The sequence below is a fragment of the Acinetobacter guerrae genome (assembly GCF_009372255.1).
Lineage (GTDB): Bacteria > Pseudomonadota > Gammaproteobacteria > Pseudomonadales > Moraxellaceae > Acinetobacter > Acinetobacter guerrae.
Genome location: NZ_LXGN01000023.1, coordinates 1 through 14,023, shown reverse-complemented (window position 1 = coordinate 14,023; position 14,023 = coordinate 1). Strand labels below are relative to the sequence as shown.

The 14,023-nt window shown below is 39.3% G+C and carries 10 protein-coding genes; 6 read left to right on the top strand and 4 right to left on the bottom strand.

The annotated features are described in order from the left end of the window. The first annotated feature begins 65 nt into the window (after positions 1–65). On the top strand, positions 66–4,259 hold the full coding sequence (rpoC, locus tag A7A69_RS09055; RefSeq protein ID WP_120371113.1) for a DNA-directed RNA polymerase subunit beta': 4,194 nt from the start codon (positions 66–68) through the stop codon (positions 4,257–4,259). A gap of 177 nt (positions 4,260–4,436) precedes the next feature. Beyond that, the gene (locus A7A69_RS09050) at positions 4,437–4,793 is read left to right on the top strand and encodes a DNA transfer protein p32 (RefSeq protein ID WP_120371112.1); all 357 of its coding nucleotides are present in this window, start codon (positions 4,437–4,439) and stop codon (positions 4,791–4,793) included. Between the two features lie 138 nt (positions 4,794–4,931). Here A7A69_RS09050 and A7A69_RS09045 read toward each other — a convergent pair whose 3' ends face one another. Beyond that, entirely contained in the window at positions 4,932–5,411 is a 480-nt protein-coding gene (locus tag A7A69_RS09045) for a DUF4442 domain-containing protein (RefSeq protein WP_120371111.1), read from the bottom strand. A gap of 121 nt (positions 5,412–5,532) precedes the next feature. Between A7A69_RS09045 and A7A69_RS09040 the strand changes: the two genes are divergently transcribed. Beyond that, positions 5,533–6,411 carry an alpha/beta fold hydrolase gene (locus A7A69_RS09040; protein WP_152877142.1) on the top strand — a complete coding sequence of 293 codons (879 nt, stop codon included), beginning with the start codon at positions 5,533–5,535 and terminating at the stop codon, positions 6,409–6,411. Between the two features lie 63 nt (positions 6,412–6,474). Here A7A69_RS09040 and A7A69_RS09035 read toward each other — a convergent pair whose 3' ends face one another. Further along, positions 6,475–7,836, bottom strand: coding sequence for an amino acid permease (locus A7A69_RS09035; RefSeq protein ID WP_120371109.1), 1,362 nt, complete (start codon positions 7,834–7,836; stop codon positions 6,475–6,477). 429 nt (positions 7,837–8,265) lie between these two features. On the opposite strand from A7A69_RS09035, the gene A7A69_RS09030 reads away from it, so the two are divergent. The 3 genes from A7A69_RS09030 (at position 8,266) to htpG (ending at position 11,470) form a co-directional block, all read left to right on the top strand. Next, entirely contained in the window at positions 8,266–8,850 is a 585-nt protein-coding gene (locus A7A69_RS09030) for an OmpW/AlkL family protein (protein WP_151981199.1), read from the top strand. Between the two features lie 232 nt (positions 8,851–9,082). Continuing rightward, complete coding sequence (locus tag A7A69_RS09025; RefSeq protein WP_152877140.1) at positions 9,083–9,436, top strand: lysozyme inhibitor LprI family protein; 354 nt, start codon at positions 9,083–9,085, stop codon at positions 9,434–9,436. 105 nt (positions 9,437–9,541) lie between these two features. Further along, positions 9,542–11,470 (top strand): molecular chaperone HtpG, encoded by a 1,929-nt coding sequence (gene htpG, locus A7A69_RS09020; protein ID WP_152877138.1) that lies wholly within the window; start codon positions 9,542–9,544, stop codon positions 11,468–11,470. Positions 11,471–11,579: 109 nt separating this feature from the next. On the opposite strand, the gene A7A69_RS09015 is transcribed toward htpG, so the two are convergent. Then, a complete protein-coding gene (locus A7A69_RS09015) occupies positions 11,580–12,476 on the bottom strand; it encodes a selenocysteine synthase (RefSeq protein WP_152877137.1) in 897 nt (298 codons plus the stop codon). Between the two features lie 133 nt (positions 12,477–12,609). Next, the gene (locus A7A69_RS09010) at positions 12,610–13,812 is read right to left on the bottom strand and encodes a hypothetical protein (protein ID WP_151981203.1); all 1,203 of its coding nucleotides are present in this window, start codon (positions 13,810–13,812) and stop codon (positions 12,610–12,612) included. Positions 13,813–14,023: the final 211 nt, after the last annotated feature.

Sequence of the window (14,023 nt, the reverse complement as noted above, 5' to 3'; positions counted from 1 at the left end):
GTTAAAGAAACAATATTTGTGACCCAGTCAGATGAGCCTAGCTCTCTGACACACGGAGAAATAAATTGAAAGACTTGCTCGATATCATGCGTAAGAAAACGGATTCTGACGGTCATGCACCCGTTGAATTCGACCGTATCCGTATTGGTCTTGCGTCACCAGAAATGATTAAGTCGTGGTCTCATGGTGAGGTCAAAAAGCCTGAGACAATTAACTATCGTACGTTTAAACCAGAACGTGATGGTTTGTTCTGTGCCAAAATTTTTGGACCAGTAAAAGATTACGAATGCTTGTGTGGTAAGTACAAGCGTATGAAGTACAAAGGCGTCATTTGTGAAAAATGTGGCGTTGAAGTGACGACTGCGAAAGTTCGTCGTGAACGTATGGGTCACATCGAGCTTGCTTCGCCTGTTGCACATATCTGGTTTTTGAAATCATTACCAAGCCGTATTGGTTTATTGCTTGATATGACATTACGTGATATCGAACGTGTTTTGTATTTCGAATCTTATGTTGTAACTGATCCTGGTATGACTCCATTTGAGAAATACCAGTTACTCAGCGATGAAGAATATTATAACGCGCTTGAAGAACACGGTGACGAATTCACAGCTAAAATGGGTGCGGAAGCCGTTCAAGATTTGTTGAAAGACATCGATCTTGAAGCTGAAATTGCGCGTCTTCGTGAAGAAATTCCACAGACAACCTCAGAGACGAAACTTAAAAAAGCCTCTAAGCGTTTGAAACTGATGGAAGCGTTCAAAGAGTCAAACAACAAGCCAGAATGGATGGTGATGAATGTACTGCCAGTACTTCCACCAGACTTACGTCCGCTTGTTCCACTTGAAGGTGGTCGTTTTGCGACATCTGACTTGAACGATCTTTATCGTCGTGTGATTAACCGTAACAACCGTTTGAAGCGTCTTCTTGACCTTGCAGCACCAGATATCATCGTACGTAACGAAAAACGTATGTTGCAAGAATCTGTTGATGCATTACTTGATAATGGTCGTCGTGGCCGTGCGATTACAGGTTCAAACAAACGCCCATTGAAATCTTTGGCAGATATGATCAAAGGTAAACAAGGTCGTTTCCGTCAGAACTTGTTGGGTAAACGTGTTGACTATTCTGGTCGTTCGGTAATTACCGTAGGTCCTACTTTACGTCTTCACCAATGTGGTCTTCCGAAAAAGATGGCACTTGAATTGTTCAAGCCATTTATTTTTGCAAAATTACAGGCATCTGGTCAGGCAACAACCATTAAAGCTGCGAAGAAAATGGTTGAGCGTGAGACTCCAGAAGTATGGGACGTACTTGCGAATGTGATTCGTCAACATCCAGTGATGTTGAACCGTGCGCCGACACTTCACCGTTTGGGTCTACAAGCCTTTGAACCGATTTTGATTGAAGGTAAAGCGATTCGTTTGCATCCATTGGTTTGTACCGCATTTAACGCCGACTTTGACGGTGACCAAATGGCGGTACACGTTCCATTGACTTTAGAAGCACAGCTTGAAGCACGTGCGCTAATGATGTCGACGAACAATATCTTGTCACCAGCCAATGGTGAACCGATTATTGTTCCTTCTCAGGACGTGGTCTTGGGCCTTTATTACATCACGCGTGATGCAGTAAATGCCAAAGGCGAAGGCATGACTTTTGCTGATACGCATGAAGTAAACCGTGCTTTAGCAACGGGTAAAGTTGCAATCCATGCACGTGTTAAAGTACGCGTACACCAAACTGTGATTGATGAAGATGGTCAACGTGAAAAGCAAACCATCATTGTCGATACTACACCAGGTCGTTGCTTACTTTGGGAAATCGTACCTGAAGGTTTAAGTTTTGAAATGATCAACCTTGAGATGACCAAGAAAAACATCTCAAAACTGATCAATACTTGCTATCGTAAGCTTGGTCTAAAAGATACCGTTATTTTTGCTGACCAATTAATGTATCTGGGCTTCCGTCAAGCGACGCGTTCAGGTGTATCTGTTGGTATGGAAGACATGGTTATTCCACCACAGAAGCAAACGATTATTGATAAAGCAGAAACTGAAGTCCGTGAAATCGAACAACAGTTTGAACAAGGCTTTGTAACAGCGGGTGAACGTTATAACAAAGTGGTCGATATTTGGGCGCGTACCAATGACCAAGTAGCGAAAGCGATGATGGATAACTTGTCTTTCACAAATGTGAAAAACAAGCAGGGTGAAGACGAGAAACAAAAATCGTTTAACAGCATCTATATGATGTCTGACTCTGGTGCGCGTGGTAGTGCAGCGCAGATTCGTCAGTTGGCAGGTATGCGTGGTTTGATGGCAAAACCAGATGGTTCGATCATCGAAACACCAATTAAAGCGAACTTCCGTGAAGGTCTGACCGTACTCCAGTACTTTATTTCAACACACGGTGCGCGTAAAGGTTTGGCCGATACTGCATTGAAAACAGCGAACTCAGGTTATCTGACTCGTCGTTTGGTTGACGTTGCGCAAGACTTGGTCATTACTGAGCCAGACTGTGGTACGAATGGTGGTTTGGTCATGACACCATTCATTCAGGGTGGTGATGTGATTGAGCCATTACGTGATCGCGTATTGGGTCGTGTAACTGCTGAAGATGTACGTCGTGCATCAGATAATGAAGTGGTATTACCTCGTGGTACTTTAATTGACGAGAAAATTGCTGCTCAACTTGAAGAAGCAGGTGTCGATGAAGTTAAAGTACGTTCAGTGATTGCATGTGAATCAGCATTTGGTGTCTGTGCGAAATGTTATGGACGTGATTTGGCTCGTGGTCATCAGGTAAATCCTGGTGAATCTGTGGGTGTTATGGCTGCTCAATCAATTGGTGAGCCAGGTACACAGTTAACCATGCGTACATTCCACGTCGGTGGTGCTGCAAGCCGAACCTCTGCCGCGAACAGTGTACAAGTTCGTAACAAAGGTACTGTACGTTTCCACAATGTGAAAACAGTACAACACGCGAAAGGTCACTTGGTTTCTGTTTCACGTTCTGGTGAGATTGGTATTGCCGATGAGCTTGGTCGTGAGCGTGAACGTTATAAACTGCCTTATGGTGCAAGCATCTTATTGAAAGATGGTGAATCTGTTGAAGCTGGTGGTATTGTAGCTACATGGGATCCGCATACGCATCCACTTGTAACAGAAGTCGCTGGTAAAGCACGTTTCAGCCAAATTGCTGATGGCGTAACTGCAACATCAAAAACTGATGATGCAACGGGTATGACGACGGTTGAAATCTTACCTGTAACTGCTCGTCCTGCTTCTGGTAAAGACTTGCGTCCTGCAATTGTGCTGGATACAACGGATGGTGGTGAACAGTTCTACTTCTTGCCACAAAACACGATCGTGACTGTTCGTGATGGTGAAACCATTGGTGTAGGTGATGTTATTGGTCGTGTACCACAAGAAACTTCACGTACCCGTGATATTACCGGTGGTCTACCGCGTGTAGCCGACTTGTTCGAAGCACGTAAACCGAAAGAGCATGCGATCTTGGCAGAAGTATCAGGTATCGTAAGCTTTGGTAAAGAGACCAAAGGTAAAAACCGTTTGGTGATTACGCCAGATGATGGTTCTGAGATCTATGAAGAATTGATTCCTAAATGGCGTCAAATCAACGTATTTGAAGGCGAGCATGTGAACCGTGGTGAAACCATTTCTGATGGTCCACAAAATCCACATGATATCTTGCGTTTGAAAGGTGAAGTTGCATTAACCAACTACATCGTGAACGAAGTTCAAGACGTCTATCGTCTGCAAGGTGTAAAAATCAACGATAAGCACATTGAAGTCATCGTACGTCAAATGTTACGTAAAGTTGATATCACTGATGGCGGTGATACAAGCTTCATCAAAGGTGAGCAAGTGGATTACATTCGTGTTGTTCAAGAGAACCAAGCTGTCTTGGCTCAGAACAAGTTCCCTGCGAAGTTTGAGCGTCAGTTGATGGGTATTACCAAAGCGTCGCTTTCTACTGACTCATTTATCTCTGCTGCATCGTTCCAGGAAACCACACGTGTGTTAACTGAAGCGGCTGTGACAGGTAAAGAAGATGATTTACGTGGCTTGAAAGAAAACGTAGTTGTGGGTCGTCTGATTCCAGCAGGTACAGGTTTAGCGTATCATTTGGAACGTCGTCGTCAGGAAGCTGAAGCGGCTGAATTTGAACTTCACAATGATTTTAGTGAAGTGGATCAAGCCTTTAGTCAGGCTTTGAATTCAGATCAGTTTTAAGTGGATTGATTCATGAAAGAGGCACCTTCGGGTGTCTTTTTTTATACCGAAAATTTAATGAATGAGCGAAGTCCTGATTACAAAATAACTGTAGGGGAGAGGGCTTTTGTTACATGATCTTATAAAAAAATCCCAAAAAAATGATTATTCTGATAAGTATTAAACGAGGAGTTAACCATGAAAAAAACAATCAGTTTAATGGCGATTGCGGTGATGTCGACTGCGATACTTGCGGGTTGTCAAGATATGAGTCCATCTAATCAACGAATTGGTACTGCTGCTTTAGGTGGTGCGGTTGGTGGTGCAGTGGGTAACCATGTGGGTGGTGGTGTGGGTGCTGCTGCGGGCGGTGCGTTGGGTGGTGGTGTTGGTGCCAATGCCAAAGGCGGTAATAGCAGTTCTACAACCAGCAGTGCAGTTGGCGCTGGTATTGGATCAGTGGTTGGTAAAGCTATTTTTGGTGGCGATGGTGGTGCTGCTATTGGTGGTGCAATTGGTGGCGGTGCTGGTGCAGCGATCCAAGAGAAAAAATAGATTTTCTACTCGTGTTATGATTATGAAAAGACAGCTTTACGCTGTCTTTTTTAGCTGACAAACTGTAAAAATAGGGAGACCATTTATCGGTATAAATGATCTGCCAATACGGTTAAAAATAGTTCATTCTTCATGTTTTTAAAAGGGTTTTGGTTTCTTACGACGAATATAGAGCGTCTTTTGAATCTCGGCAATTCTTAGACCTGATTCATCAAAAATATTAACAGTATAATTTCTATGTACAGGCGCATAATTTTCGGCGAGTTCTCGAATATGTTCAACTTCCATAGCATCTAGGCGAATATCTGCGTACACCGTGCTGCGACCAGGTGACAAAAAATTAATATTGGCAGATTTATCCCACACGATATATTTCGAGCCCAGATGATGCATCAGGATCAGCATATAAAATGGATCGACCATCGAGTACAAACTACCGCCAAAATGTGTACCAACAATATTTTGATTCTTTCGGGTAAGTGGCATTTTGACCCGAATGTAATAATTTTTGAGATCAATTTTATCAATGCTAATGCCCGCACCGCGATAGGGCGAGTAGCGGTTAATGATAAATTTTGATACTGCTGGTATGGTCTGAAGTTGCTTTAAAATATTCATAAGGGTCAATTGTTTTTCTACAGGCTATCTTCATACTAAATAACTAACATCATTCTGGCATTGATGGCAATGCCTAATCCGACTAAAGAAATGGTCAATCAAAAACAAAAAGGAAACGACAATGCGCCCTCAAATTCACACTGTCCAAACCTCTGATCAGCAATCGCTTTGTGCTAAAACATGGGGCAATGAAAACAATCCCGCTTTAGTCTTGGTTCATGGTTATCCAGATAATCAAGAAGTGTGGGAACCGATCATTAGTGAATTAATCAATGACTTTTATATTGTGACGTATGATGTAAGAGGAGCAGGACAGTCGAGTATTCCTAAACATGTCCGGGACTATCGCCTTCAACAATTGTCTTTGGATCTTGAAGCTGTCGCGAATCAAATATTGGGTGAGCGACCATTTCATTTGGCTGCACATGATTGGGGATCGATTCAGACATGGGAATCTGTCACTGAGCCTAAGTTTAAAGATCGGATTTTGTCTTATACCACCATTTCAGGTCCTTGTTTGGACCATGCTGCTTGGTTGCTACGTGATGAAGTTAAGAGCCATCCAGCTGACTTTTTGAAAAAATTATCAAAATCGTGGTATATCGCTGCATTTCATATCCCCTTTATTGCACCAACTGTCTGGAGTTTTTTTACCCCGCAAAAATGGGGAAAGATTTTAAATGGTTTGGAAAGAAAACAAAATTTACCGCTGAATTCTCATATTTCAAGTGATGGTAAATATGGTATTAATCTATACCGTGCAAATTTTATAGCAGCGCTGACTAAACCTCGTCAGCGTTATGCGCAATGCCCTGTTCAGGCAGTCGTATTAATGCGTGATGCCTTTGTTAGCCCTGATTATATTTTAAAAGAAATGCCAAAATGGGTTGAAGAGTTTGAATATGTCGAAGTTGATGCGAATCATTGGGCAATTTTAAGTGAGCCACAAAAAGTAGCTGATTATATACGTCAGTTTGCTTTAAGTCGGCAGGCTGCTTAACCAACCATAAAAAAGCCACTTTACATTGAAATGGAAGTGGCTTTTTTGGAAAGATCAAATAGATCAGATTTTTGGTTTGACCCAGATTTTATAGGCCACTGCTAATAGAATTAACCAAAAGATGCCAACATATAATGCGGGTCTTGTATCTGGAAAATAACCAATCACAGCGATAACAAAGATCATAAATGCTGTGGCAAGCGCTGGAGCAACAGGCCAGCCAATCATTGGGAAATCAAGCTTCTTAATTTCTTCACTAGATAACTTTTTACGCATACCAAAATGTGATAATAAAATCATCAACCAGACATAAACAGTTGCGAAAGTCGCAATGGATGCAATAATTTCAAATACATTTTCAGGAATCAGGTAATTTAGAACCACGCCGATCAACAATACGCCTGCCATCACCACAACAGTCATCCACGGCACACCATATTTAGACGTTTTACGGAAAACTTCTGGCGCTTGTCCTTTGAGTGCCATACCGTACATCATACGACCTGCACCAAATACATCACTGTTAATTGCTGAAATGGCTGCGGTAATCACCACGACGTTCAATACAGCAGCCGCAGATTTAATGCCTAAACTCTCAAAAATCTGAACAAAAGGACTACCTTGAGTACCAATCTGATTCCATGGGAAAATTGACATTAAGACAAAAATAGTCAAAACGTAAAACAGGATAATTCGGATCGGTACAGCATTGATGGCGCGTGGAATCGCAGTTTTCGGATTCTCAGTTTCACCTGCAGTAATCCCGATAATCTCAATTCCCCCAAATGCAAAGACCACGACTGAGAAACAGGCAATCACGCCCATTATCCCATTCGGCATAAAACCGCCATGTTCCCATAAATTAGAAATACCAGGGGTAAAGTTGGTATTGGGTACGTGTAAGCCATAGAACATGATACCAAAGCCACCACAGATCATAGCAATAATAGCACTGACTTTAATAATCGATAACCAGAACTCAAGCTCACCGTAAATTTTTACATGAATCAGGTTGATCGCACCCAAAAAGAAAATCAGGGATAGGATCCATGTCCAACGTGGCACATCTGGAAACCAAAAACCCATATAGATACCAAAAGCAGTGACATCCGCAATGGCGACAATCACCATCTCAAAAACATAAGTCCAGCCCGTTGTGAAACCCGCTAATGGGCTTACATAATCTGAAGCATAACGACTAAATGAGTCAGAAACAGGATTATGTACGGCCATTTCACCAAGAGCGCGCATCACAATATAGATCGCAATACCTGCAATCACATAAGCCATTAGCACGGCTGGCCCAGCCAGCTTAATCGCTGAGGCTGAACCATAAAATAGCCCTGTACCAATTGCGGAACCTAAAGCCAAAAAACGGATATGGCGTGTATTCAGTCCACGCTTTAAAGAAGAATTCTGTGACATCGATTACTCCAATTCTTGTGCGTATTGTATCGGAGCTACACCCAATCTTCACATTTTATTTATAAAAAAGCTGAGATGAGAAAGAAGCCAAATCCTCAAAGAACATGCTTCAAAATTTATCCAAATGGACTAAATGAAAAAAAGGAAAATAAATAATTTTTAAACTAGATTATTTTTATAGTTATAATTTAATTTATTATTTATTTTTAAATCAGATTATTTTAGTGGGTATTAAATCATATTAATTTAATCGGGTTTATTTGTGATTTAAAATAGTATTTTAAAGTCTACTAAAATGCTTTGTTTTAAAATAAATAATTATAAATATCATTCACTTGAAAATAATATGAAGATTGTGTTTATAATCTGTATTGCATTTAATATATATATAATATTATGATGTTTATAAGATATTAAGAGGTGATGAAAATGTTGAAACAAGCTGCGGTAATTGCATTATTAGGTTTGTCTTCTTCTGTTTTTGCAGGTGATTGGCAAGTTAAAGTAGGAGCAAGTTATATTGCCCCAACAAGCGATACTCAAACTGCATTAGGTAAAGTAGAAGCAGATGATGAATTTGCATTTACTCCATCTGTCGAGTATTTCTTCGGTGATTCTCCTTTTTCTGCTGAATTGTTACTTGCAACCCCGATCAATCATGACGTTTTATTAGATGGTAATAAGGTTGCACGAGTTAAGCATCTACCACCAACGATCACTGCAAAATATAATTTTAAAAATGCAACTCGTTTTACCCCTTATATTGGTATTGGTGCAACTGCTTTTATTCCATGGGATGAATCTGGCGTAGCAGAAAAAGTAAAGAGTGATTATGGTGTTGCAGGTCAGATCGGTTTTACTTTTCAACCTGCTGATGCAAAAAACTGGGGCGTGTACTTCGATGTTCGTTATGCAGAATTAAGCCCAGAAGTTCGTTTAGTTAATAACTTGGGTACATTTGATTTAGACATTGATCCTGTTATTTATACACTAGGTTATAGCTATAAATTCTAAGCAGTCTTTAAAATCTCTTTTGTGTAAAAGAGATTTTAAATGATCCATCACTTAATAATAATCATAGAGATAACAATAATAATATGATCATCGGCATGATAAGCCTGACAGAAAACTGTTAGGCTTTTTTTTGTGACCTATACTGTACATAAAATGGCAAAAAATTACTTTGCATGTAAGTAAAAGCTTTAAAGTTAAAAATAATTACTTAAATTAAAAAATGGAAAATTTTATGAAAGATTTAAAATTTTTTGTACTTGGAAGTTTGTTGATTGCTAGTAGTTTGAATCTCACACATGCTGCAAGTTTTTCTTGTGAAAAAGCGAAAACAGCAACTGAGAAAGCAATTTGTCAGAATAGAAGTTTAAATGATGCTGATGTAAAAATGGTCACAACTTATAATATTGTCATTCATGCTTTACCAATGGGGGGGCGTGATGCTGAAAAAGGCGCCCAATATCAATGGTTAAAACAACGTGATAGTTGTCGTGCCAATGTGAATTGTATTGCACAACGTTATAGTGAGCGCCAAAAACATCTGGATGATATTGTACAAAATCGAATTTTAACCCAAGGACCTTTTTAATTGAGATAAAAATCTTAGGTTTTGCTATTGAAAAACCCATCACTCACTCCAATACATACAGCATCAAAGAATACGCTACGATGAATTGTATTTTAGGAGTGAGTCATGAGCGAACAAAAAACTTCACAGAATTATAGCTTTCAGGCAGAAGTTGCCCAACTTTTACATTTAGTGACCCATTCACTATATTCAAATCCAGAAATCTTTTTGCGAGAATTGATTTCAAATGCCTCCGATGCTTGTGACAAACTGCGTTTTGAAGGTATTAATCATCCAGAATATTATGAAAATGATCCAGATTTGCATGTGCGTGTGAGTTTGGATAAAGACAACAAGACGATTACGATTTCAGATAATGGTATTGGTTTAAATCAGCAGGAAGCGATTGATAATTTGGGGACAATCGCCAAATCAGGCACTAAAGATTTTATGACTAAGTTAACAGGCGATCAAAAATCAGATGCGCAGTTAATTGGTCAGTTTGGTGTGGGTTTTTATTCTGGATTTATTGTTGCGGATAAAATTACCGTTGAATCGCGTCGTGCTGGATTATCATCAGAAGATGGCGTGCGTTGGGTAAGTGGTGGTACAGGTGAATTTGAAGTTGAGCAAATCAACAAAGCTTCTCGTGGCACAGACATTATTTTACATTTGCGTGATGATGCACTTGAATATTTAGAAAGCTATAAAGTTAAGCAAATTATCAATAAATATTCAGATCACATCAGTTTGCCAATTCAAATGCAAAAAGAAGTATGGCAAGAAGATCAAGTTGCTGATGGTGATGAAGAAAAAGCACCCAATGGCAAAATGGTAAAAACTGAAGAATGGGAAACGATTAACTCCGCTAGCGCGCTTTGGACACGTAATAAAAGTGAGATTTCAGAAGAACAATATATCGAGTTCTATAAAAATCTGAGTCATGATTTTGATGCGCCACTGGCATGGGCACACAATCGTGTTGAAGGTAGTACAGAATATACGCAGCTTCTCTATATCCCTGCCAAAGCACCGCATGATCTTTTCACGCGTGAATCAAAAGCAGGAATCAAACTGTATGTGAAACGTGTCTTTATTATGGATGATGCGGATAATCTGATTCCAAATTATTTACGTTTTGTACAAGGTGTAGTGGACAGTGCGGATTTACCCTTAAATGTAAGCCGTGAATTGTTACAGGAAAGCCGTGATGTTAAAACGATTCGCGAAGGTAACGCACGTCGTGTATTAACACTTCTCGATGGTTTATCAAAATCAGAAGATGAAAAAGATCAGGAAAAATTCAAAACTTTCTACAGTGAGTTTGGTTCAGTACTCAAAGAAGGTTTGGGTGAGGACTTTGGAAATCGTGAACGTATTTTGAAACTTTTACGTTATGCAACATCGAATAGTGATGATGTCAGCACGTCATTGGCTGATTACAAATCGCGCATGAAAGACGGGCAAAAAGCGATTTACTACGTGACCGCAGACAGTCTGAATGCAGCAAAAAATTCACCTCAACTTGAACTGTTCAAGAAAAAAGGCATTGAGGTTCTACTCATGTCTGAACGTGTCGATGAATGGGCAATGAATTTCGTACAGGAGTTTGATGGTACACCTTTGCAGAATGTTTCTAAAGGTGCAGTCGATCTAGGCGATTTACAAGATGCAGAAGAGAAAAAAGCGCTTGAGCAAGCAGCGGAACAATTCAAACCTGTGATCGAAAAACTGGGTGAATCACTCAAAGATAAAACCAAAGAAGTTCGTGTGACTACGCGTTTGGTCGACTCTCCTGCATGTTTGGTGACATCAGAAGGCGAGTTATCTCCTCAACTGATTCGCATGTTGAAACAGGCAGGACAGGAAGTACCTGAGATAAAACCGATTCTTGAAATTAACCCTGAACATCCACTGGTGAAAAAGCTGGAAGGTTCTGCACAATTTGATGATCTGGCCAATGTGATTTTTGATCAGGCTGTAATTGCAGAAGGTGGATTACCTGAAGATCCAGCGGCGTATGTCAAACGTATAAATAATTTATTATTGAAATAAATCATCTGAATTACCCTGACCATGGTCAGGGTTTTTTATAGTTTGTGGATTATTGTGGGTAAAGTCAGACTTATCCACAAATTTACTTATTTTATAAACAGATTGATCATTAAAAATTTGCTTCTAACTGTAGCGTGGTACTGAACACATGCTGGAGTTCTTTATTGGTGGTAGTAAGGTCATGATAATAAGAAATTTGATTATCGATAAAAATCCAGCTACGCCATAATGGACGTCGCCATGAAAGATAAGGTCCCCATAGCTGTAATTCCCAGTCTTTTTTTTCTTGATCATATACACCGCTGCTATAAATTCCATAAATTAAGCGATGATTTTTTAAAAATTGATATTGCTGAAAAGTTCGATTTGCCCAATAGTATTCTTCATCCTGACTTTTGTTCAGGCTGAATTGATTGGAAAAAAGGGTATTGTCCTGTAATTTCTGATTCAGATTCAAAGTTGTTTCAGAATAATTTTTACTGGTGGAACCATAGCGAAACAACTGTTGAGTATCAATGCTGATATCATGTCTTAACACCCATTGTTTCTTTGCTAAAAACTGTACATAAACATCACTGTCTGAATTTGAACCCAGATTAATATCGTTAGAAAAGGGAAGAAAACTGGTGATAGTGCTAATACTGGCACTAATTGGATCAGGATTACTTACTTTATTTTTTTTGGTTTTACTTTTATGGGTTTTCCCAAATTTTTTTATGGTTTTGGGTTGCTGTTGTAAAGTCCTTGCCCATAAAGAATCATTGCCAAAAACATTTAATAGTTCCTGACTTAGCGCCTCGTTGGACAAAATGGGTTCTTCTTGCTGATTTTCCTGTGCTTCTGTACATGTTAATTGAGATCGTTTTTGTTGATTTGAATAAACAACTGTATGAGACGGTGAGGAATGTGGCTTTAAAGTCGAGTAAATTAATACCGATACAGTATAAATACTGCATATGCTTAAGATGAATGCAAGTTGAAAATGAACGATATGGCATCGCTTCATAGGAGAATAAAATAATAAAAATAATGAATCTGGGCAGAGTATAAAATCAATCTTAATTTTTATTTAAGTCTTGATTTGGCTTAGTATAGCGCTTGTCATTATAAACATGACAAGCGCGAAAAGCACTTGATCTTTAAAACAAAGCTTCTAAACGTACAAAAGTACTCACATAGTGGCTGCGGTCTTCACGATGATCATTAAAATAATTTAGATCTCCTTGAACATAAAACCATTCACGCCAAAGCTGCTGCCGCCATGACATGAACGGCCCCCAACTATTTAAACGTAAGTCGCTATTATTGTAATATCCACCTGTATATAGGCCATAATTAAAACGATTATTGGCAAAGAATTGATGTTGCCTAAATAAACGGTTGTCCCACCAGAGATCATCGTCTTGATCATCAGCATAAGTCAGGCTGAATTGATTGGAAAGGAAAGCTTCATTTGGACGTGCGTGGGTCAGTTCCAGATTTGTTCTTAAATAATTTTTACTATCAATCCCATAACGATAAATTTGTTCCGCGTAAAATGAAAAATCATTGCGTAAAGGCCACGCGCGTTTTGCTTTTAAGCGAACATAAATATCGTCCCCTGAACGAATCCCCAGATCAGCATCAGTTTCAAAGGGTAAACGTTTAGAAAAATCTGACCAGCGTAAAGCCAACGAACCATTATTGTCACGAGTTTGCCGCGAATCTAGTCGTTTTTTTTCACCATTTGGATCTATATTGGTATTGGCAACATTGTTATCAAACTCATCATCTAATGAGTCGTCACCAAACACCACACTAAAACGTCTTTCGAGTGTTGGAAGTTTAATTTTTCCTCGGATACGTGGTTTAATCTCATAGCCATTATATTTGTCCCAATAATTATCCAACATAATCCTTAAGGTAGCATCTGCTGGTTTTTTGGGATCTACATCGCCAAACCAATGATCAATTTTACCTGATGTTCGATCTGCCCAATTGCTGATATCTCGTTGTTTACGATCAAACCAAGTTCTGTTTGCAGTCTCGGACGTGGGTGGAACAATTGGTGTATTTGACTCTGGCGGTAAAATTGTGGGCGTAGCATCAATCCATGAAGGAATGATGTCCAGTAAATTTTTATCTTCTGAGTGATTCAATTGATGTAACTTGACTGCGTAAGCAACAGAGGTTCGCGGTGTATTGGGATCAGAAGGTATCACTAAAGGTGCAGCGTCTTCAGAAGGTTTCTCTGCTCTGTCATCGGTGGTTTCTGTATTGGCTGAAAGCGAACTTATTCCCCCTAGACACAGCAAGAAATATAAAACGCGAGAACCCAAATTAAAATGGTTAATTTTCATCATATTGGCTATACATTCATTATTATCTCATTTATGTGATAACTCTTGTTGATTTACGTTATAAAATCAAGCCCTAGCAACAAAATTAAGTAATTTTAAGGATATACGTTATTATTTTGTATATAGATGTGGAAAACTTATAAAGCTCATATTTTATGACTAAGCGATTTAGAAAATAAATAAATGGTCAGTATGTATTAGCCCCCATTAAAAC

Coding starts and splice junctions, on each gene's coding strand:
- A7A69_RS09050 (WP_120371112.1), top strand. CDS start 4,437: ATGAAAAAAACAATCAGTTTAATGGCGATTGCGGTGATGTCGACTGCG.
- A7A69_RS09045 (WP_120371111.1), bottom strand. CDS start 5,411: ATGAATATTTTAAAGCAACTTCAGACCATACCAGCAGTATCAAAATTT.
- A7A69_RS09040 (WP_152877142.1), top strand. CDS start 5,533: ATGCGCCCTCAAATTCACACTGTCCAAACCTCTGATCAGCAATCGCTT.
- A7A69_RS09035 (WP_120371109.1), bottom strand. CDS start 7,836: ATGTCACAGAATTCTTCTTTAAAGCGTGGACTGAATACACGCCATATC.
- A7A69_RS09030 (WP_151981199.1), top strand. CDS start 8,266: ATGTTGAAACAAGCTGCGGTAATTGCATTATTAGGTTTGTCTTCTTCT.
- A7A69_RS09025 (WP_152877140.1), top strand. CDS start 9,083: ATGAAAGATTTAAAATTTTTTGTACTTGGAAGTTTGTTGATTGCTAGT.
- htpG (WP_152877138.1), top strand. CDS start 9,542: ATGAGCGAACAAAAAACTTCACAGAATTATAGCTTTCAGGCAGAAGTT.
- A7A69_RS09015 (WP_152877137.1), bottom strand. CDS start 12,476: ATGAAGCGATGCCATATCGTTCATTTTCAACTTGCATTCATCTTAAGC.
- A7A69_RS09010 (WP_151981203.1), bottom strand. CDS start 13,812: ATGATGAAAATTAACCATTTTAATTTGGGTTCTCGCGTTTTATATTTC.